This is a genomic window from Priestia sp. JV24 (genome assembly GCF_025910025.1).
Classification (GTDB): Bacteria; Bacillota; Bacilli; order Bacillales; family Bacillaceae_H; genus Priestia; species Priestia megaterium.
Window position 1 is genome coordinate 599,324 of the sequence record NZ_JAPCIN010000012.1, and the last position, 19,588, is coordinate 618,911.

Consider the following 19,588-nt stretch of genomic DNA (forward strand, 5'->3'; position numbering starts at 1 on the left):
CTTTAGAACAAATCTCATCTTTATTACATAACGTTCAAAAGCGATAGAAAGTTAAATAACCATTCAAAAAAGCAAAAGGAAGCTTTAATAAAACCGAAAAGGAGGTCTCAATTGAATGGAAAAAGCTAAGATTAGTTCTAGCCAGCTCTTTATCTTAATGGTTCTGTTCGAATTGGGGAGCGCTTTACTGGTACCTCTTGCAATAGATGCAAAACAAGACGCTTGGCTTGCAATTCTCCTTGGAATGGTATTCAGTTTCGTTCTATTGTTAATCTACCACAAGCTTTATACCTATTATCCTGACCTTTTGCCTACAGAATATATCCAAAAGATTTTAGGGAAAGTATTAGGTACCGTACTCGCTTTTGTTTACATTCTTTATTTTATGTACGATGCCTCAAGGGTTCTACGTGATTTTGGCGAAATGTTGTTAACTTTTGCCTATCCTGACACACCTTTATTTATTGCCAATGCATTATTAATGCTTGTCATTATTTATACAATTAGAAAAGGAATTGAGGTCATAGCTCGATCCGGAGAACTGCTTTTTATTTTTATGTATGTCCTTGCGGTTGCTGGTTTTATATTAATTATATCTTCTGGATTAATCGAGATTAAAAATTTACAACCTATTTTGGAAGAAGGTTTATTTCCTGTCCTAAAAGTGGTATTTACTCAAACTTTGTATTTTCCATTTACAGAAGTCATTGTATTTACCATGATTTTACCGTATTTAAATAATCCTAAGAAAGCAAAGGTGACCATGCTATGTGCAAGTGGATTAAGTGGAATCAATTTAATTATTACAATGCTCATTAATGTTTGTGTATTGGGAGTTGATTTAACTGCACGTTCACAGTATCCACTTCTTAGCACAGTGGAGAGCATCCAAGTAGCTAATTTTTTAGAAAGGCTTGATGTATTTTTTATGCTTGCTTCAATTATCACTATCTTCTTTAAAATCTGCTTGTTATTTTATGCAGCTGTCATAGGTACAGCAAATTTATTCAAGGTTAAATCACCTTCAAGGTTATCGTATCCTTTGGGGCTAATCATTCTCTTTTTGTCTATTACCATTGCGAGCAATGTTCAAGAACATAACCACGAAGGACTGAAGGTGGCAATGTTTACTATACACATTCCTCTTATTGGGATTATTCCTCCTTTTCTTCTTCTTGTAGCTTTCTTGAAAAATAGGAAGAAGCATGGAAAGAACACATTGAACTAGTTAATTTTTATATAGAATATTGTCATTCACATTGAGATTCCTAGTGAAATCCTTAACCGGGCAAAGAATAATTTTATTCCAGAAAGAACCTTAAAGTAAACTTAATTTCTACTACATAATGTAAAAAGGAATTCAAGTGACGAAAAGGTCAAAGAATAATTCAAAAGAAACAGAAAATCGCTTTAATAAAATCGAAAAGGAGTCCGGTTGAATGGAAAAAGCCAAAATTAGTGCTAGTCAGCTCTTTATCCTAATGGTTCTGTTTGAACTAGGTACTTCCTTACTGTTACCTGTCGCAATGGAAGCAAAACAGGACGCATGGTTGGCTATCTTACTTGGGATGCTTGGTAGCTTGGTTCTATTTGTAATTTATCATAAACTTTATTCGTATTATCCAGATCTTTTACCTACAGAATATATGCAAAAAATCTTAGGTAAAGCAATAGGAAGCGTACTGGCCTTTCTTTACATCTGTTATTTCATCTATGATATAGCAAGGGTTTTACGTGACATTGGAGAGATGTTGTTGACATTTGCCTATTCTGATACTCCTTTATTTATTGCCAATGCTTTACTAATTCTAGTTATTATTTATACGGTTCGAAAAGGGATTGAAATAGTAGCTCGATCAGGCGAGATATTTTTTATATTTATGTATGTACTTGCTGTCACAGGGTTTCTACTAATTGTGTGTTCAGGATTAATTGATTTTAAAAACTTACAACCAGTACTTGAAGAAGGGATTTTACCCGTTTTAAAAGTCGTTTTTATTCAAACCTTGTATTTTCCTTTTGGTGAAGCAATTGTGTTTACCATGCTTTTACCTTATTTAAACAATCCTAAGAAGGCAAAAGCGACTATGTTATGTGCAACAGGATTAAGTGGGATTAATTTAGCTATCACCATGCTTATTAATATTAGTGTACTAGGAGTTGATTTGACTGCACGTTCACAGTTTCCTCTTCTTAGTACGGTACAAAGCATTCAGGTAGCAGATTTTTTAGAACGGCTTGATGTGTTTTTTATGCTTGCTTTAGTCATTGGTGGCTTCTCTAAAATCAGTGTACTGTTCTATGCTTCTATGATAGGAACAGCCAACTTATTTAAAATTAAATCACCTTCATCGCTTTCTTACCCTATTGGGTTAATCGTGCTTTTTATGTCTCTGACGATTTCTAGCAATTTTCAAGAGCACCTTCATGAAGGAATAGGGGTAGAGATGTTTTTCTTGCAAATTCCCTTCCTCGCGGTTATTCCTATTCTGCTTTTCCTTGTTGCATTCTTGAAAAATAGAAGGAAGCAGAAAGCATGACAGGTTTGTTTGCTGACTCTTTGAATAATATAAATATTCCAGCCCCTTGAACCATTATAAGCTACTAGTACATATCAAAATGGATGTAAATTATGTGAGGTGATTTTTTTGTATACTTGGTTTTATGATCATTTTATCAACACAATTCTATTTCCTCTTACTTGTATAGTGATGGTAGCTATCATGTTAAGCGCATATGCGTACTTTAAATTAAAAAAATAAATGATTAATAGTCCCCAGGGCTTATTGATTTCAAATATGGATATTTCTCCTTTGAAACTTGATTATTTAGACAAAATATAGTCATCACTTATATTAATGATTTTAAAAGAGATCGTAGCTATCAACAGGAGGTAATAGTCTAGTGGAAAAAGCAAAGATTAGTGGAAGTCAACTATTTACCTTAATGATATTGTTTGAATTCGGAAGTGCTTTTATTCTTCCTATTGCTATAGAAGCGAAGCAAGATGCTTGGCTTTCCATTATGTTTGGAATGATAGGCGGTTTCCTTCTATTTTTAGTCTACTATCAACTCTACCGTTACTACCCTGACTTATTACTTGTCGAATTTACACAAAAGATCATGGGGAAGTGGATTGGTCGTTTTATTTCATTTCTTTATATTTTTTACTTTGCAAACATTGCTTCCAGAGTAATCCGAGATTTTGGAGACATGTTATTGACATTTGCCTATCCAGATACGCCTTTATTTATTGTAAATGCCTTACTGGTGCTTGTTGTTATCTATACCGTAAGCAAAGGAATCGAAGTTTTGGCAAGATCCAGTCAACTTCTGTTTATTCTGTTCTACCTATCTGCTATTTCTGGACTCATTCTTATTGTATGTGCTGGTATAATTGATTTTACAAATTTACAACCTGTATTAGAAGAAGGTATCTGGCTTCCTTTAAAATCTGCTCTGACTCAAAATATATACTTTCCATTTGGAGAAACGGTTGTATTTTTGATGATTTTACCGTATGTAAAAAACATGAGCAAAGGAATTGGATTAAGCGCTATTGGATTAACAGGTATCAATTTAATGATTACCATGATTATAAATGTCAGTGTATTGGGAGTAAGTCTTACTGCTCGCTCACAGTTTCCTCTTCTAAGTACAGTAGAAAGTATTCAGGTGGCTGATTTTTTAGAGCGTCTTGACGTGTTTTTCATGCTTACAGCAGTTATTGGGGGATTTTTTAAAATAAGTGTGTTTTTCTACGCTACTGTAATAGGTGCTGCAAGTTTATTTAAAATTAAATCTCCATCTAAGATATGCTTTCCCTTAGGGCTTGTTATTCTACTTTATTCTCTAAGCTTAGCAAATAATTATGAAGAACTTATACAAGAAGCGCTTAAAATACTACCATTTTCTTTAAATATACATTTTCAAGTCATACTTCCTCTTTTGCTCCTTATTGTAGCTTTCTTCAAAAATAGAGCAAAGCTTAAGAAATCTGATGTTACTCTACATCAACGTTAAGTTTAAAAAATAGAAAGTAAGAAATATAAAATACACTAAGGAACTATCGGCCTGATCTTTCCTTAAGAGAAAACAATCCAACTCCCACGGATCGTTTTTTCTCTTTTTAAGCTGTTATGATATACATCTTTAGTTACATAATGTGCCTTCTAGGCACTCTTAACAAAAAAATGAAGCTCACCTAACAAAATTGTAAGCCCGTCTTACATTATTGTTAGGTGAGCTTTATTAAATCTCGTATTATAATTAATTGTAGAAAATATTTACAATTAACTAAAGGGATGAAATATATTGAAGGTAAAAAAAGATAATCAACCTATTATTATGTTTGATGGTATATGTAACGTATGTAATCATTGGGTCCAATTTGTGATAAAAAGAGATCCTAAAGGCATATTTAAATTTTTGTCTCTTCAATCAGATTTAGCACGTTCGTTGATAATAAATGACAATCCGAATAATATGCAATTGAATTCCATTATCTTAATTGATAAAGGTCAAATATATACGGAATCTACAGCAATCTTACATATCATAAATAAGCTTACCGGACCTATAAGGTTTTTCATTCTCTTTCGGATAATACCTAAAAAAATCCGAGATAGAGCGTACCGTTTTATTGCAAAAAATCGATATCGATTCTTTGGAAAAAAAGAAAATTGTCTCGTCCCTAGCAAAGAAATACAAAATAGGTTTATTAAAACGAAAATAGAAAGTGGGAAAATCAATGAATAGAAGTACATTTCTAAAAAAGCTTAGAACGACAATTATCACTACATTTAGATGGTCTTTAGCATTAACTTTCTTGATTTATGGCATTGCCAAAATCTATCCAGGCCAGTTTTCTACTGGCGACTTTATATATGACTCGACAAAGGACTCAGCTATGCAATTGGCTTGGCACTTCTTTGGATACTCGGATACCTATAATCTTTTTATTGCTTTTGGAGAAATAACAGCAGCCTTATTATTAGTAATTCCAAAGACAGCAACTTTAGGAAACATTATTTATTTACCTATCACAGTAAATATTACTATTCTTGATTTTTGTTTTGAGATACCAGCTCGTTCTGTTACCATATTGCTAACCTTTATGAGTATAGCTTTACTTTTCTTTGAATATAAAAAATTAAAAAGAGTATTTTTTGACTCCCCAGTAACAGCTGAAACGTCTATCCAAACAGGCATTATGAAAAAGAAGGTGAACATACAATGATTGTGCTACCTATTATATTGATCAGTTTGGGAATTTCTTCTTTTTACTATTTTATTCTTAAAAAAGAAGCTTGAAATGAATACAATATACAGATCCGGTTAACATAATGTGATGTATCAAAAATGTTTTGAAGAACATAAAATGCCCTACATTAATTTCTTAGAGGTAATATTCTTTCAATAAGCCATCTACCTATTAATGCTACTAAGAAAAACCCAATAAGAGAAAGCCAATGATGAAAGTTATATTTTTGATACATATTTGCCCAGGCAAAAAAGGGTTCAATTACATAAGCAAATAAAAAGGAAATGATTATACTATATACAGTATATCTCCTCCACGCTTTTCCATAATGGTAAGCTAAGCTAAACTAAATACAACTGGAATAATAGTTAAATCTGCAGGAAATAAAGGAGGCACCATAAAAAATAATTTTGTAGGGTATCCCCATAATAGAATATCTGCACCTATTACATCTAATATACTCGAAACAATACCTATGAACATCGCAAATGCAAATACATGTAGACGGTCTTTTTTCTTAACAAGATAGCCCCATATAATCCAAGGGAAAATAGTAGCTATAAGTAGAATCCACCATTGCCATGTAAATAAATTATTATGAAGCCAGTGTTCATATCCAGCTGCCTTTAGTTCATAACGGATTTGTTGTACATCATTATAAGAAGGATGTGCCAAAAAAATTGTTCTCTCCTCTCTACATACACGTGAAAAATATCCCTACTTTTATCTTTCCAAAGTCTCTAAATATTATAAATGAATACCTTTTTATAATTTGAGCAAACTATCCAAGATGTAATAGAGCATCAGTTTAACATCTATATTTAAACGACTAGGAAAACTACTGAAACAGGATCAGTAGTTTTTTCGTTTTTAGGCTTTATACGTTATTTATTTTTAGTTCATGTAATGAATGTCCTTAAAAATAACAAAGGATTAGATGTATATCAGTTGATTGAATCAGCATAAATAAATAAGAGCATATTAAATATGGATAATGGGTACAACAAGTATATTTTTTTCGAATCTATAGAAGATAAATCCATAGGAGATTGTAAATGAATAATTATAAAAACGACAATACTGCAAGACGCTATATTGCTCATGTCAGTATATTTGGAACGACTCAAATCCATTTAAGAAACCCTTATATTATCGCTTGGTGGTCAGCGGCTTTTCCAGGGTTTGGGCACCTACTACTGTCTAAATACCTTCGCGGCTTTGTGTTATTTATATGGGAAGTCGTCATAAATATTAAATCTCATGTAAATTTAGCGATGATTTATTCTTTTCAAGGAAATATTGATATGGCCAAAGAAGTGCTTAATACAAGGTGGCTTCTTATTTATATTCCCGTGTATATTTTTGCTATATGGGACAGTTACCGAACAACGGTTGATTTAAATAAAATATACGTATTAGCTGAACGAGAAAATCATAACTTCAACTCCTTCAGTATAGGCGCTATGGAAATAAACTATTTAGACAAACGGAATCCCATCCTGTCCGTTTTCTGGTCCTTGGTAATGCCAGGTCTAGGACAACTCTATATTCATCGGATCATTGCTGCTTTCTTTGTTATTATCTGGGCAGTTGTTTTCTTTTATTATTCTCACTTGCTTGAAGGAATTTCTCTTCTATTTTTAGGAGAAATAAAACAGGCTACTGCCGTTTTAAATAAAGAATGGCTGTTATTTTTCCCTTCCCTATATGGTTTTGCTACCTTTGACTCTTATATAAATACGGTGGAGAATAATAAACTTGTCGAAAGAGAACAGAAAAACTTCTTCGAGAAAACGTATCAACATCCAAGCTTTTGTATTGTGAAAGGAAAAAAGGTGGAGTGAAATATGCAGGTTTTTTCTACATTTGAATACTCCAGTTACATAGAATTAGCTGTTTCAGAGCTAGAAAAAAAGGCATAAAGAAAGAAGATATATTTATTGTTTCTCTTAATAATCGCACAGAAAATCGCCGGCTTTTTGATAGTCTTCATCGAGCAGATGGGGTTTCTCTTATTGATTTAGGAATGGCTCTAGCCACAGCCTTTTCAGTTATTGGTACAAGTATTGGTTTTAAACTAAACTGGGGCCCTATTTATTGGGGAATTATTAGTGCTTTTATCGGATTTATCTTAGGATTAGGAATTAAGTTATTTATGTTTAAAGTAATCAGGAAAAACCAACGGCTTTTACGCGGCAAACATTCGGAAGTTAAACTCATTGTTGATTGTCATACGTTGGACGCCGAAGTCGTTGAACAAACTTTGTGGAAAAATCTTGCCTTGGGTGTCTCTAAAGTTAAACCAGATGGCTTATAAAGCCACGGCATGATCGTACAATATACTAATGAAAGATAAAATAATGAAAATTTTCTAAGGGAAGATTGCATATCTATTGTAACGTTTGAGCAAACTACTCAGGATACTGAAAAGTATCTCCAATCTAGAATCTCATTAGCCTATAGAAAAACTCCCTATATGAACAGGGAGTTTTTCTATTTTCCTACTATATATGATAACAACCTTAGTTAACGTAAAACAGATTACCGGAAATTATCATTCTTCCATCGTCTCCTCTAAATTTCAGCTTGATACTTAGGAGTGGGAATTCTATAATATAAGTTATTAAAATAACTAAAAGCTGTAAAAGTCTGTTTACAGCAGGTGGATTTTTCGTTTGAATTTATTCTTTTACTTTTCGCCACCCATCTCATATTTGAGATGGGTGGCTTTATTGTATTTTAGGGAGGATTTAACAATGAAAATTTCGAACTATGCTTTACTTGTTTTTCTGGGTGGTTGTTCTTATGGAGTCGTATCAACGTTTGTTAAATTAGGGTACAGTGAGGGATTTAGACTAAGTGAAGTAACAGGAAGTCAATATTTCTTTGGTGCTATCATGTTGTAGGCTATTGCAATCTTTGTTCCAAAGGACCGTTTAAAATGTAAACATTGGCTTACTTTGGCCATAGGAGGCATAACGATGGGACTAACGGGTATTTTTTACAATCAAGCACTTGGTTATATTAATGCCTCATTTGCTATCATTCTACTACTGCAATTTACATGGATAAGTATTGTTTTGCAATATGTCTTTACTAAGGAAGCACCAAGTCGAAAAAGCTTCATCTCAACGATAATTATTCTTCTCGGTTCTGTCCTTGCTTCTGGCTTTTTGCAAACGGGTATCATTTTTTCTTTTGCTGGAATCAGCTGGGGGATGCTTGCTGCTGTCTCCTTTGCTTTCTTTATTTATATAAGTGGGAACACAACTATACCTGTGCATCCTATTTATAAAAGCGCTATTATGACAACCGGAGCGTCATTGCTTATATTTATTTCGTTACCACCAGTATTTCTTATAAACGATGTACTTACAGATGGGCTATTCATGTATGGTCTTCTTACTGGATTCTTTGGTTCACTTGTTCCACCTATTTTATTTAATATTGGCATGCCTAAAATAGGGGGAAGCTTAGGCACGATTCTAAGGACATCAGAGTTACCAACGGCCGTAATTATGTCTATACTTGTTCTCCACGAAACCGTCACCTTCCTTCAATGGATCGGTGTGATCATCATTCTAGGTGGAATTGCGTATCCAAACGTTCAGATTCATAAGAACACTCGTTTAATAAAGAAAAACGTGTAACATTTATACTTATTATTTCTATAATTGAAAAGTTAGTTTTCCAAACAATCTATTTTGGCAGGCTAACTTTTCTCCTTAATGATATATAATATTCCATTCTAGCTCATATTGGGTAGGAGCTTTATTTTCTTCGCGATTATATACACGGCATAATAATGATGGAATATGCACAAATTAATCAATAAAACTAATTTAAAGTTTGCTATAAGTGCCTATTTGTTCGTTATTGTTTTAATCGCACCGTCCTATGCATTTATTCCATTTTGTAAGGTAGCAGGTGCTGGATCAGTTTGTTTTTATTTATCAAAAAAACTCAATAAAAAAACTAAAGTTAATTAGCTTTAACCTTTATATAATATACATCCGTAGAATAGACAAGAAGGATGTGTTTACTCATTGACATTTAAAGAGCTTTTACCATATCATGCGTTAACAGTTATTAGCTCTAGCGTCTCTTATTCCATATTTCTTATCATCATTGAGCCTAGTTATAGAGCTGTTATTGCATTTTTTATGATCTCACTTATTACAATCATTGCTTATTCTGTTGCAGCCGTACCACTGCAGCTATTTCTAAATAAATGGCCTAAGAAGTTCAGTATTCTCTACTTATTTACCTATTGTGTCGTAGCAACCCTATTCCTTTATACCTCTTATAAGCTTCAAGGAAATTGGTCTGATCCAATATGGAATTATCGTAAGATGCTTATATTTGCAGTAGGGGTAGCCATCATATACTGGTTTTGGGATTCCATCATCATGAACAAGTAGGCGTTTTTTCTGAACGTAAACATAATGTAAAAAAGTTTAATTTTATACATATGTTGTAACTTGTCTGACATAGTCCTGTCATAAAGATATGTTATGATTTAAGGGCATTATACAACTAAATAAAAAATATAAGTAACTTACCATTTCATCATTATCAATACACTTTTCAATATGCTTAGTCCTCTAATCCTCATCTATTAGAGGACTATTTGTTTTTTAAGATAAAAGGAGGGACACCGTTGCACTATATACATCAAGAAAAATTATATGATATTAGAGAGACCATTCTAGAAAGAAAAGAAGAGTTAGCTGAAAATAAAAGACAAGATCTTGCAAAGTCTCATAATACCTATACGGAGTTGACTACTTTTCGCTTTGACCTTCTTACCACTTATGCCGATTCTCTTTTGATGGAAAAAGGGGAAGCAAATGAGGTCATGGAACAGTGGGGAAACAATATGGCTAATTTATTAGTTGATCACGGACTTCCTTTAAACCTAGCCTTAGAGGAGATTAGTCATTATCGACATGTTATTGGAGAAATAATAAAAGAAGAAGCAAAGAGTAATGATTTTTCTTTTGATGCTTTTTATCAAATCATTTCTCACTTTAATAGCATTGTAGACAATGCTATCCAATTCGTAAGTAAATCATACGTGAAAGATTACAGTGAAAAAATAAATTATGCTCAATATGCCATTGATGAGTTATCTGTTCCCGTTGTCCGTATGACAGAAGAAATAGGTATCCTTCCTCTAGTAGGTGATTTAGATACTAAACGAGCACAATATTTGATGGAGAGTGCCTTAGAAAAGGGAAGTCAGTATAAATTAAAGTGGCTTATTTTAGATCTATCAGCTGTTCCAATTATTGATACAATGGTAGCCGATCAACTTTTTAAAGTAATAGCTGGGCTACAGTTATTGGGAATTGAAGTCGTTATTAGTGGCATACGTCCAGAGATTGCCCAAACCATGGTTAGTTTAGGGATAAAAATGGAAGAAATTAGAAGCTTTTCTAGTTTACATCAAGCTGTGCAATATACAAATTCATTTACAAGATCTTTAATTTGAATATTCACCTTTATTTTGAGAAAACTACTTATGATGTGAAGTACTATCTATACTAACTTCTAATTACGTTATCAAAAAAGCTACTGATTTAGGCACCAGTAGCTTTTTGGGGGTAAGTGTTACCAAAACGAAAACACCCTAACTATGTTCTAAATAGTTAGGGTGTTTTCTCTCCACTTCTGAAGGTTGAGTTCCAAAAGAAGATTAGCTTTCCGGGTTCTATAGTATATGAAAATCATTATTTTTAAGAACCAATATAGATAATACAACATGTATTTGTGCAACCTATTCAGGATGCTATAATGCATTAAATAAATACACCTCGTATAAAGCCAGTGAAAGAATCATCCTTTCTACTGGTTTTATATGTGAGTACAGGTTATAAGAAGAGTGTATGTACATATTATTATAATAAGCAATAAAATTAACTTCGAGGTTTTATAATTGAACGAAAAGAAAGTCTACTGAGGATCTCAGTAGGCTTTCTTTTTTATTATGTATAGTTATTGACTATATTAAGCAAACTATTCTAGACGCCGTGAGGCATCACATAAGTAATTCTCCTATTTCCATTTCCTTACGAGGACGGAAAAAGCCACTAATACGCTAGTGGTTTTTTCTGATTTTAAGGCTCTATATGCATAAAATAATAGTATTTTGAGCAAACTACTCACATGTAGATTTTCTAAAAGACAAACCTACCTTTGACAAATCAGGTGGGCTTGTCTTTTAATACATAAGTTATTCATAACTTGAGCAAACTACTCATGATATCGTAAGATATCATCCCGACGTGATACATGTATATGACAGAAAAACTCCTGAACAGGTCACAGGAGTTTTTCTGTTTTTAAGCTGTATATCGTATGCATATGTAGTTACCATATTGGAATTTGTAGAAAATAAAAAAGATGTTTCTTAGCAAATAGAAACATCTTTTTGTTGATAGACAGTTAGATCTAATGGTTAATAATCCGTGTGTTTAGATTTATGAAGTGGTGGAGGAACTAACCAGCCTTTTTCTTTATTAAGTCGTAAAAACTTTCCACCAAGAGCTACTTTTTGCGCGTGAATTTGAGCAAACATAGCTGCAATATCTTCACGAATGGATTGGCCGATCAATTGGCTACAAGCAACTAGACCAGCAGCAATATCCATTGAGATAGCAGTAGCGACTTCTGGATCTTGAACACGTGCTCCTACTGGAATATCATCTAAACATGCTTCTGGGCGTTCAGGCGGAGTTGGAGGTAAAGCCACACCATTCTCTTTTAGCAGTGTCTCCACACCTTTCATTTCTTGCTGGCATTGTTCAATTGTTTCTTGTACTAACTTATGTAGATCCTTGTCTCCTACATGATTTAGAAACGTTTGATAACCAGCTACTAATCCCTTTGAAGCAGAAAGAAACGACCATGTTCCAAATACTTCACCGTAATGCATCGGTTCATCTGTAGGATTTCCACTTAAAATACCCATTGTTATCCTCCTTAACATATCTAAGAACTTATTTTATCTTTATATGTTAAAATATGGTTATAACTTAATGGCATGGTAAAGGGGGAAAACAAATATGACTTTATCTCGTAATCTGAAATTAGTTTTACTTAGTTTATTAATCATAATAGGGATTAGTAGTTATTTTTTATATAGCAGTAACAATTATAAGGTACTATCTAAAAGAGAAATTAATGATTTCATAGAGGATAAAAGAAAGTCTAACTTATCTATTCTTAAAGAAGAGAATGTTAAATCTAAGGCTGTCCTCATGCCCTTATCTTATATAAAAATGACACTAAATTGGGCACTTACATACTTACAAAAAACAGACAAGGAATTGAAGAATACAAGGGGGTGGAAGTGCCCATAGATAAAACTCTACCAATACAGGTTACAGGTGCCTTATCAGGGGTTCCATATCTCGGTATATATATTACAAATAATAAATTAATTCAAGAAGGAAAATATATAGAAATGGAATTTCAAGACGGAACAAAAGTAAGAAAAAACATATCATTAAATCAAAAAGGATATATTCTTTCAGAAAAAACAACTCCTGAAGTACCTAGAGAATCTGTCCAGGTCTCAGTCATAAAAGATAGTCAAGTTCTATATACAAATGAGTATTAAATAGCTGTTAACCTATATACTACATAAAATTTTAGTTACCATAATTCAGATTCGCGGAACCAAATAAAAAAAGGAACCCATGTAGTAGGGATCAGTAGATGGTGATGGAAGAACGCGGATTATCGATTTCTCACCCACGATTATGCGTTGAGTTCATCAATATGGTCCTGAACTAGATGAACGAGTACGGCGTCACCTTAAGCTAATCAATGATTCTTGGAGAGTGGATGAAACGTATATTAAGTTAAAAGGTCAATGGATGTACCTATATCGTGCCGTTGATCCAAAAGAAAATACGATTGATTTTTATTTAAGCAAAACAAGAGATTATAAGGCTGCAAAACGCTTTTTCAAGAAAGCTTTGCGCTCTTTTCATGTTTCAATGACCCGTGTCATAACAGTCGATAAGAATCCGGCCTATCCTGTGGCTATTGAAGAGTTGAAGAAAGAGAAAAAGATGTCCGTAGGCATCCAAATAAGGCGGATAAAATATCTAAATAACACCGTGGAACAAGATCACCGTTTTATTAAGAAGCGTGTTCGTTCGATGTTAGGGTTGAAATTATTTCGTACAGCCACTTACATACTGAGTGGCATAGAAATCATGCATATGCTGAAAAAGAAGCAAGTTTACCAATAGGTGAAGTCCGCCCAAGGTAGAAAAGTGTTCATCCATCAACTATTTGGTTTAGCCTCATAAGCTAGTAATTCAAGGGAACCTAACGCTTTATTTTTCTAGCGAATGTTTTTTGCATCAGAACCAGTATGTCCAAGTTTTAGAGAGTAGTTTCAAGTCGGCTGAAATTTTGCATCAGAACCAAAATATTTAACCTTCATCTGCAAGCTGAATTTTTAATTGTTTACCCCGAAATGATAAAAGGTTATAATCAGAACTATGTATTTCGGGTATCGAATTAAATCTACATTTTGGTCCCTTTGTGCCTAATGTAGGATGGGAGCTTGTAGCCTACATTTCTGTAGTGAAATGAAATACAAACTATATAGAAAGGCGAGGAAAAATTGAATACACTTAGTGGAAAAAAAAGAATTCAACTTGCGATGCTTTTGGGATCACTTGGACTCTTAGGCCCTTTTACAATTGATACGTATTTACCTTCCTTCCCCACAATCGTAAAAGATTTTCATACTACGGCATCACTCGTACAAATTAGTTTGACAGCATGCTTATTAGGATTGGGAGCAGGACAATTATTTATTGGCCCATTGAGTGATGTGAAAGGCCGTCGTAAACCTTTACTATTATTTCTTTGCTTATACTTATTAGCTTCTTTAACTTGCTCGTTTTCACCAAATATCTATTTCCTTATTGTGGCTCGTTTTGTCCAGGGTTTTTCGGCAGCAGGCGGGCTTGTGGTTTCAAGAGCTATTGTCAGGGACCTTTTCAGTGGAAAGGAACTGACCAAATTTTTTACTTTAATTGTATTAGTCGGTAACCTCGGCCCAATCGTTGCACCAATTGCTGGGGGAGCCATTCTTTCGTTTACCAAGTGGAATGGAGTTTTTATTGTTTTAGCTTGTATTGGAGCTATATTAATCTTCATGGTTTCTCTAAAACTACCAGAAACGTTACCACCTGAAAAACGTGTGCCTAGTAATCTGCCACAGCTCATGAGCAATTTTGGTTCCTTATTTAAGGAGCGAGAATTCATGGGATACGCATTCACACAAGGATTCACGACAGCTGGAATATTTGCTTATGTATCTGGTATTCCGTTTGTCTATCAAAATATTTACCATGTTTCTCCGCAACAGTTCAGTCTACTCTTTGGAGTTAATGGTTTAGGCTTGATTATTGGAAGTCAGTTGGTTGGACGCTTGGCCGATCACATTTCGGAGCGAACATTCTTAAAGATAGGACTAGGAATTTCTATTGCGGCAGGAGCAATCCTACTCATCGCTCTTCTTTTAAAAGCTCCATTAATTGCCGTGGCGATCCCGATTTTCTTTTTTGTCTCATCAATCAGTATTATTGGTACGACGTCCTTTGCATTAGCCATTGAATCACAAGGGCATATTGCGGGCAGCGCCTCCGCATTATTAGGCTTATTGCCTTTTGTACTCGGATCACTATCAGCACCTCTTGTTGGAATAGCAGGATCGTATACGGGTGTTCCAATGGGCGTCACGATCTTTGGTGCTAGCTTGTTGGCGTTTCTTTCCTATTTTGTTTTAGTTCGAAAGCGTTCGGTTAAGATGCAGAGGCCCAATGATGCTGAACAAGGTTCTAAGCTATAATGTGGATACGTATGTTATTTAAGTCAATTAGACAGTTGACACCTAAGAAGAAAAAAACATTAATGTTATTAACAACACGCCCCAAGTGATGAGCCATCGCTTGGGGCTGTTTTCGTTTTGATGCATTGTTTCTATAACAAACAGTATTTTTTTCTGTTTTTAAGCTGTATATCATATACAAAGATAGTTAACATAAAACACGTTTCAGGAACCTATTTTGTTACCAGAGAAAGAATATCGAGCTCTTTTTTCAAATTGCTTTTTTCATCATCATAATTAACAGGGCGAAACCATGTTTTTTCTAGCTTTAATAGAGCAAATTTAATATACATTCAAAAATAAATAAAGTTTATGAATGATAACTCTGTAAAAGCGAGTGAGTCCTTGAAGATAAGGGCTCGTTTTTGTTAGGATTCCGCAAATTGTATAAGCTAAAAGCGAGATGTAAATATCTTTTAAATACTTAACATCCAATTCAACTTGTTATATATTTAAAGGTTTTGTTCAAAAAAAGTGAGGAGAAGCATGGAGAAATTAAATGATGAAACATTATTAGCATCGTATTTTAAAGCAATTGAATTAAAGTTAGATCAAGATTTCATTCTTATTCTTGAAGAAGAATTAAAAAGAAGAGATCTACCCTTCATTACTAAAACAGATAGGAGTAAGTAATTCAGAATTACGCTTCTATCTGTTTTTCCTTTTTTACGACCCACATTAAGAATTCCTTTTCTTGATTAGTTAGCTTTCTATTTAAAGATTGTTCAAATTTTAAAACTAACTCTATAAAACGTGGCATGTTATCCATTTATGTTATAACTCCTTGAGTTTATTTTTATGTATAGAATAGGGTTAAGGTTTTATTTTTGTCAAACTTTGTTTGGTTTTAACACTGGGGTTTTTAAAAAGCATAAAAGATAAATGGAGACTAGTGATTTTATAGAAAAGAAAAGCCCCAAAGCAGTTCTGAAAACTGACAATAGGACTTTTCCTAGAAAAGGTTAAGATGTACATTCTTATGTGTTATGCAACGTTGGACTTTTGCATGAATCTATTTTAACACAAAAAAGTTAGGTAAGTAAATGTTTCAGTTGGTGAATATTTGTAGTTTAGAAGCAGGATAAATAAGTTAAACTTTGTGCAAGAAGGCAAGTTTTGTGCAAAGAAATGGAGCTTAGACATAGTATAAATATATGTAAATAAACAATATATAAAAATCTGTACAATAGAGAAAGATTGAAAAAAATACAAAAAGAAATATTGATTCAGGGTTGCTATGCAATTTTTTGATTTCAATATCTTATAAATATCATAAATAAAAGGGGAAATGGTTGATGATTATTGTTACAACTGAAAATGTACCAAACTATAAAACGGTAGAAGTAAAGGGGCCTGTATTTGGATTAACTGTACGAGCGAGAGGGATTGGGAATGATATTCTTGCTGGGTTAAAGGGACTCATTGGTGGTGAAATTAGTCAATATACAGAAATGCTTGAAGACGCAAGGAAGCATGCGTTAGACCGTATGGTGAAAAACGCCCAAGTGATGGGTGCCAATGCAATCATTATGATGCGCTTTGATTCTGGTGAAATTGGAAACAATATGAGTGAAATTGTGGCATATGGAACCGCAGTTATTGTAGAAGAGATGCAATAGTGGTGAATATAATCATTATTTATTATGTAGTGATGAGTATTGGTATCTTGATTTTAGTTCTACTATCATGGCTTATTTGGGATAAACGCTTTCGAAACCGACATGGGCAGGGTATACCGAATGGGTTTATCCGCACGGATGAAGTTATGGTTGATCCAACGACAAACAAAAAATTGCGTGTATACTATAATCATCATACAGGAGAACGGTTTTATAAGGAAGAACAATGAACTCTGTTTCTACTTTGCATAATGCTGTTTATCATTGAGAAAAATATACCCGAAAGGAGTGTACTAAATGAAAAAACAAAAAAATTCAACTGATAAGCCAACAATTGCAGAAGGAATGAATACTGAAGATGAATTGCAAAAAGATGCAACTCCAGAGGAGATTTCTAAAGGAGAATATACTAACGTAACGACTCTCTCATTAGACGAAAATGATCCAAGTTAAATTAACTTAAAACAAGTTTTTCACACTAGAAAGTCCTGTGGGTCATATATATTGTCTATTTACATAATACCGTTTTAGGAAAGAAAAAAAGCTGAAAGAACTCAATTTTTGAGCTTTCAGCTTTTTCTTTTATTAATTAAGTTAATATCCAGGGAACGTAACATATAAATACTGTCTCTTCTAATTCTGGTCGAGCAGTAGCTTCTTCATGAAAGAAATAATCATGTTTATATACTAATCCTACCCCTTTTTTATTTAAAAAATTGAGTAGTACATTTGTTTCTCTATTTCTCCAAGGTTGTAATTCCTCATTTTTTAAATAATCGACTATTAAATTTTCACGAATCTCTTCCTTAGAAAATAAGATGACTGTGTCGTTATCCCCATCAAATAAATCTAAAGTGAATGGACTATCATCCTTAGTTAAACTTTTATAACAATACTTAATGGTTTGAATGTCTGCTGATACATAATAAGGTGTATAGCTCTTTTCGTCCCTTATACAAGAGTAATGTAGGTCTTGAAATCCATTCTTTTGAAGATTTCTTTCACAGAACAGTTTTTGTATTTTATTATGACCCTCAATAGGCTTTACAACATAAAAATAAGAATTTTCACTATTTAAAAATAGGGAGAGCTTATCTTCTTTAATTAGATATCGGTTTACTAAATTTGCTCCTTCAATGCTATTATCAAATTTGTAGTCCCAGTTATATGAACCTACGCGAGATGCGGGTTCATATTTGGCTAAATACCATTTATCATTTACACTCATCTATGTATTTCCTTTTACAATCTTTATTGGGATAAATAAAAAGACGCTCTGCCAGGAGCATCTGTGTGATAAAAAAGAATTTTCTACAAGGTAGTCTCATTATACACTAATACTTGTGGAATTGAACTAGGAATCTTTTTCCAGTAGACCTAATGCAAAAGACTTAGCCGCTGTTTCTTTCTTCTTCACATTATCCCTCTTATAATATGTAAAACCAAAGTTAATTTCCTTAGGTAGTGTTTCCCTACACATTCATATATTTGGTATTCTGCTGCTGAACCCTTCATAGCTCATGGTAGAGGGCTTATACATAAAAACAACTCAATAGGTTATCTTAACGAATAATGTTTTAAAGAAGGTGATGCTTATGAGTCGGATGGTTTTATTGGTTGGAGTATCTTTATTTACCTTGTTTGTGATGAGTGAAAAAACAGTTAATGCCTGTTCATTGATGAGTCCTTTATTTTCTATCTCTCTACCTCAAGAGCATGTCATTCATTCTATTCCTATCCAAAAGAAGAAAATAGCTCTTACATTTGATGATGGACCAACATCAGATGAAACGGTACAAATTTTAGATCTTTTGAAAGAATACGATGCAAAAGCGACTTTCTTCGTTGTAGGGTCTCGTGTAGAACGTTATGCATCTATTGTTGAAAGGGAAATACGAGAAGGTCATGAAGTTGGAAACCATACATTTCATCATTTGATTTGGACTCGCAATGTTTCCCACAAACAATTGATCAAGGAAATTGAATTAACTCAGAAAGCTATTTCTAATATAAGTGGGTATCAGCCTTCATTATTTCGACCTGTTCAAGGGTTTTACAACAAAAAGCTCGTGGACGTGGTGGAAGATTCTAACTTGAAAGTTGTGTTGTGGTCTCAAAAGCATGATACGCGTGATTGGGATCGACCTGGGGTGGAATATATTGTTCAAAATGTATTAGATGATATAGAAAATGGAGACATCATTCTTTTACACGACCATGTGAATGGAAAAAGCCAGACTATTTCAGCTCTCAAACGTATTTTGCCCGCCTTAAAAGAAAAAGGGTATGAATGTGTCACAATTTCAGAGCTATTAAAAACGTTTGAAAGTACGCACTAATATTTATGCATTCCCTCAATTTGCTATGAGCCTAGTCTATTGTGAACATCTTCCTTTTGTGGATTATGTAAAGAGACATTTGTAAATAAAATGAGGATTATGAGAAAAAAGCTCACCTTTTAAGGCAAGCTTGAAAATGGAAAGGGGAATATCTATAGAAAATGCTTTATAGCATGATTAACACTTAAGTTATCATTTAATAGTGAAAAAAAGATGAAAAAGTAAACACACTATAAATATAGTCGCATTAAAGGATTAAGATTTTATCCTAAATGAAGAGAACAAAACTAATAGATAATACAAACAGCAACATACTTTACCACCTTAGAGTTTAATATAATCTTCCTTTATAAATATTAAAAGTGACAGGAATGGTTTCTCTAGAAAGTCTATATATCCGTTATCATATTTAATCTATATTTTCTTTGCTTGTTCAAAGTGTTTCATA

The 19,588-nt window shown here is 33.4% G+C and carries 21 protein-coding genes and 2 pseudogenes; 19 read left to right on the plus strand and 4 right to left on the minus strand.

The annotated features are described in order from the left end of the window. Positions 1 to 115: 115 nt before the first annotated feature. The 5 genes from OK414_RS08725 (at position 116) to OK414_RS08745 (ending at position 5,239) form a co-directional block, all read left to right on the plus strand. The gene (locus OK414_RS08725) at positions 116 to 1,228 is read left to right on the plus strand and encodes a GerAB/ArcD/ProY family transporter (protein WP_221790512.1); all 1,113 of its coding nucleotides are present in this window, start codon (positions 116 to 118) and stop codon (positions 1,226 to 1,228) included. A gap of 211 nt (positions 1,229 to 1,439) precedes the next feature. After that, complete coding sequence (locus OK414_RS08730; RefSeq protein WP_176586280.1) at positions 1,440 to 2,540, plus strand: GerAB/ArcD/ProY family transporter; 1,101 nt, start codon at positions 1,440 to 1,442, stop codon at positions 2,538 to 2,540. Positions 2,541 to 2,904: 364 nt separating this feature from the next. Then, positions 2,905 to 4,023: a GerAB/ArcD/ProY family transporter gene (locus OK414_RS08735; RefSeq protein ID WP_263046010.1), complete on the plus strand. Its 1,119-nt coding sequence runs from the start codon at positions 2,905 to 2,907 to the stop codon at positions 4,021 to 4,023. A gap of 324 nt (positions 4,024 to 4,347) precedes the next feature. Further along, positions 4,348 to 4,758 (plus strand): thiol-disulfide oxidoreductase DCC family protein, encoded by a 411-nt coding sequence (locus tag OK414_RS08740; RefSeq protein WP_263046017.1) that lies wholly within the window; start codon positions 4,348 to 4,350, stop codon positions 4,756 to 4,758. After that, on the plus strand, positions 4,751 to 5,239 hold the full coding sequence (locus tag OK414_RS08745) for a hypothetical protein (RefSeq protein WP_258357771.1): 489 nt from the start codon (positions 4,751 to 4,753) through the stop codon (positions 5,237 to 5,239). The genes OK414_RS08740 and OK414_RS08745 overlap by 8 nt, the downstream gene beginning before the upstream one ends. A 360-nt stretch (positions 5,240 to 5,599) precedes the next feature. Here the strand turns inward: OK414_RS08745 and OK414_RS08750 are convergent, their stop codons facing one another. Then, positions 5,600 to 5,938, minus strand: a complete 339-nt coding sequence (locus OK414_RS08750; protein ID WP_263046011.1) for a hypothetical protein — start codon at positions 5,936 to 5,938, stop codon at positions 5,600 to 5,602. 380 nt (positions 5,939 to 6,318) lie between these two features. Between OK414_RS08750 and OK414_RS08755 the strand changes: the two genes are divergently transcribed. The 6 genes and pseudogenes from OK414_RS08755 to OK414_RS08780 all read left to right on the plus strand — a co-directional run bounded on the left by OK414_RS08755 (position 6,319) and on the right by OK414_RS08780 (position 10,757). Further along, entirely contained in the window at positions 6,319 to 7,107 is a 789-nt protein-coding gene (locus OK414_RS08755; RefSeq protein ID WP_216874850.1) for a hypothetical protein, read from the plus strand. Positions 7,108 to 7,110: 3 nt separating this feature from the next. Further along, positions 7,111 to 7,580: pseudogene (locus tag OK414_RS08760) on the plus strand (hypothetical protein). 439 nt (positions 7,581 to 8,019) lie between these two features. Beyond that, positions 8,020 to 8,169, plus strand: coding sequence for a hypothetical protein (locus OK414_RS08765; protein ID WP_233335160.1), 150 nt, complete (start codon positions 8,020 to 8,022; stop codon positions 8,167 to 8,169). Positions 8,170 to 8,178: 9 nt separating this feature from the next. After that, positions 8,179 to 8,913 (plus strand): EamA family transporter, encoded by a 735-nt coding sequence (locus OK414_RS08770; RefSeq protein WP_370881286.1) that lies wholly within the window; start codon positions 8,179 to 8,181, stop codon positions 8,911 to 8,913. Between the two features lie 396 nt (positions 8,914 to 9,309). Beyond that, entirely contained in the window at positions 9,310 to 9,684 is a 375-nt protein-coding gene (locus OK414_RS08775) for a UPF0715 family protein (RefSeq protein WP_216874852.1), read from the plus strand. Between the two features lie 239 nt (positions 9,685 to 9,923). After that, on the plus strand, positions 9,924 to 10,757 hold the full coding sequence (locus tag OK414_RS08780) for an STAS domain-containing protein (RefSeq protein ID WP_216874854.1): 834 nt from the start codon (positions 9,924 to 9,926) through the stop codon (positions 10,755 to 10,757). A 966-nt stretch (positions 10,758 to 11,723) separates the two neighbouring features. Here the strand turns inward: OK414_RS08780 and OK414_RS08785 are convergent. Then, positions 11,724 to 12,236, minus strand: a complete 513-nt coding sequence (locus OK414_RS08785) for a DUF3231 family protein (protein ID WP_216874856.1) — start codon at positions 12,234 to 12,236, stop codon at positions 11,724 to 11,726. Positions 12,237 to 12,617: 381 nt separating this feature from the next. Here OK414_RS08785 and OK414_RS08790 point away from each other — a divergent pair, with 381 nt between their 5' ends. The 4 genes and pseudogenes from OK414_RS08790 (at position 12,618) to OK414_RS08805 (ending at position 15,815) form a co-directional block, all read left to right on the plus strand. Continuing rightward, positions 12,618 to 12,887: a hypothetical protein gene (locus OK414_RS08790; protein WP_216874858.1), complete on the plus strand. Its 270-nt coding sequence runs from the start codon at positions 12,618 to 12,620 to the stop codon at positions 12,885 to 12,887. Positions 12,888 to 12,988: 101 nt separating this feature from the next. Continuing rightward, a pseudogene (locus OK414_RS08795) lies at positions 12,989 to 13,527 on the plus strand (IS6 family transposase); the annotation flags it as partial. A gap of 380 nt (positions 13,528 to 13,907) precedes the next feature. Then, on the plus strand, positions 13,908 to 15,143 hold the full coding sequence (locus tag OK414_RS08800) for a Bcr/CflA family multidrug efflux MFS transporter (protein ID WP_216874860.1): 1,236 nt from the start codon (positions 13,908 to 13,910) through the stop codon (positions 15,141 to 15,143). A 525-nt stretch (positions 15,144 to 15,668) separates the two neighbouring features. Continuing rightward, positions 15,669 to 15,815, plus strand: coding sequence for a sporulation histidine kinase inhibitor Sda (locus tag OK414_RS08805; RefSeq protein WP_129542320.1), 147 nt, complete (start codon positions 15,669 to 15,671; stop codon positions 15,813 to 15,815). A 7-nt stretch (positions 15,816 to 15,822) separates the two neighbouring features. Here OK414_RS08805 and OK414_RS08810 read toward each other — a convergent pair whose 3' ends face one another. Next, positions 15,823 to 15,951 carry a hypothetical protein gene (locus OK414_RS08810; RefSeq protein WP_263046013.1) on the minus strand — a complete coding sequence of 43 codons (129 nt, stop codon included), beginning with the start codon at positions 15,949 to 15,951 and terminating at the stop codon, positions 15,823 to 15,825. Positions 15,952 to 16,477: 526 nt separating this feature from the next. Between OK414_RS08810 and OK414_RS08815 the strand changes: the two genes are divergently transcribed. The 3 genes from OK414_RS08815 (at position 16,478) to OK414_RS08825 (ending at position 17,254) form a co-directional block, all read left to right on the plus strand. Then, positions 16,478 to 16,801, plus strand: a complete 324-nt coding sequence (locus OK414_RS08815; RefSeq protein ID WP_241097060.1) for a YbjQ family protein — start codon at positions 16,478 to 16,480, stop codon at positions 16,799 to 16,801. After that, positions 16,801 to 17,031: a hypothetical protein gene (locus OK414_RS08820; protein WP_263046014.1), complete on the plus strand. Its 231-nt coding sequence runs from the start codon at positions 16,801 to 16,803 to the stop codon at positions 17,029 to 17,031. The genes OK414_RS08815 and OK414_RS08820 overlap by 1 nt, the downstream gene beginning before the upstream one ends. A 67-nt stretch (positions 17,032 to 17,098) precedes the next feature. Beyond that, positions 17,099 to 17,254: a hypothetical protein gene (locus OK414_RS08825; RefSeq protein WP_168797088.1), complete on the plus strand. Its 156-nt coding sequence runs from the start codon at positions 17,099 to 17,101 to the stop codon at positions 17,252 to 17,254. Positions 17,255 to 17,390: 136 nt separating this feature from the next. Here the strand turns inward: OK414_RS08825 and OK414_RS08830 are convergent, their stop codons facing one another. Continuing rightward, positions 17,391 to 18,029: a hypothetical protein gene (locus OK414_RS08830; protein WP_263046015.1), complete on the minus strand. Its 639-nt coding sequence runs from the start codon at positions 18,027 to 18,029 to the stop codon at positions 17,391 to 17,393. Positions 18,030 to 18,396: 367 nt separating this feature from the next. Here OK414_RS08830 and OK414_RS08835 point away from each other — a divergent pair, with 367 nt between their 5' ends. Next, positions 18,397 to 19,140 (plus strand): polysaccharide deacetylase family protein, encoded by a 744-nt coding sequence (locus OK414_RS08835; RefSeq protein WP_263046016.1) that lies wholly within the window; start codon positions 18,397 to 18,399, stop codon positions 19,138 to 19,140. Positions 19,141 to 19,588: the final 448 nt, after the last annotated feature.

Bases quoted from the DNA above. Each gene is read 5' to 3' on its own strand.
- OK414_RS08725 (WP_221790512.1), top strand. From the start codon at position 116: ATGGAAAAAGCTAAGATTAGTTCTAGCCAGCTCTTTATCTTAATGGTT.
- OK414_RS08730 (WP_176586280.1), top strand. From the start codon at position 1,440: ATGGAAAAAGCCAAAATTAGTGCTAGTCAGCTCTTTATCCTAATGGTT.
- OK414_RS08740 (WP_263046017.1), top strand. From the start codon at position 4,348: ATGTTTGATGGTATATGTAACGTATGTAATCATTGGGTCCAATTTGTG.
- OK414_RS08745 (WP_258357771.1), top strand. From the start codon at position 4,751: ATGAATAGAAGTACATTTCTAAAAAAGCTTAGAACGACAATTATCACT.
- OK414_RS08755 (WP_216874850.1), top strand. From the start codon at position 6,319: ATGAATAATTATAAAAACGACAATACTGCAAGACGCTATATTGCTCAT.
- OK414_RS08765 (WP_233335160.1), top strand. From the start codon at position 8,020: ATGAAAATTTCGAACTATGCTTTACTTGTTTTTCTGGGTGGTTGTTCT.
- OK414_RS08785 (WP_216874856.1), bottom strand. From the start codon at position 12,236: ATGGGTATTTTAAGTGGAAATCCTACAGATGAACCGATGCATTACGGT.
- OK414_RS08805 (WP_129542320.1), top strand. From the start codon at position 15,669: ATGGAGAAATTAAATGATGAAACATTATTAGCATCGTATTTTAAAGCA.
- OK414_RS08810 (WP_263046013.1), bottom strand. From the start codon at position 15,951: ATGGATAACATGCCACGTTTTATAGAGTTAGTTTTAAAATTTGAACAA.
- OK414_RS08815 (WP_241097060.1), top strand. From the start codon at position 16,478: ATGATTATTGTTACAACTGAAAATGTACCAAACTATAAAACGGTAGAA.
- OK414_RS08825 (WP_168797088.1), top strand. From the start codon at position 17,099: ATGAAAAAACAAAAAAATTCAACTGATAAGCCAACAATTGCAGAAGGA.
- OK414_RS08830 (WP_263046015.1), bottom strand. From the start codon at position 18,029: ATGAGTGTAAATGATAAATGGTATTTAGCCAAATATGAACCCGCATCT.
- OK414_RS08835 (WP_263046016.1), top strand. From the start codon at position 18,397: ATGAGTCGGATGGTTTTATTGGTTGGAGTATCTTTATTTACCTTGTTT.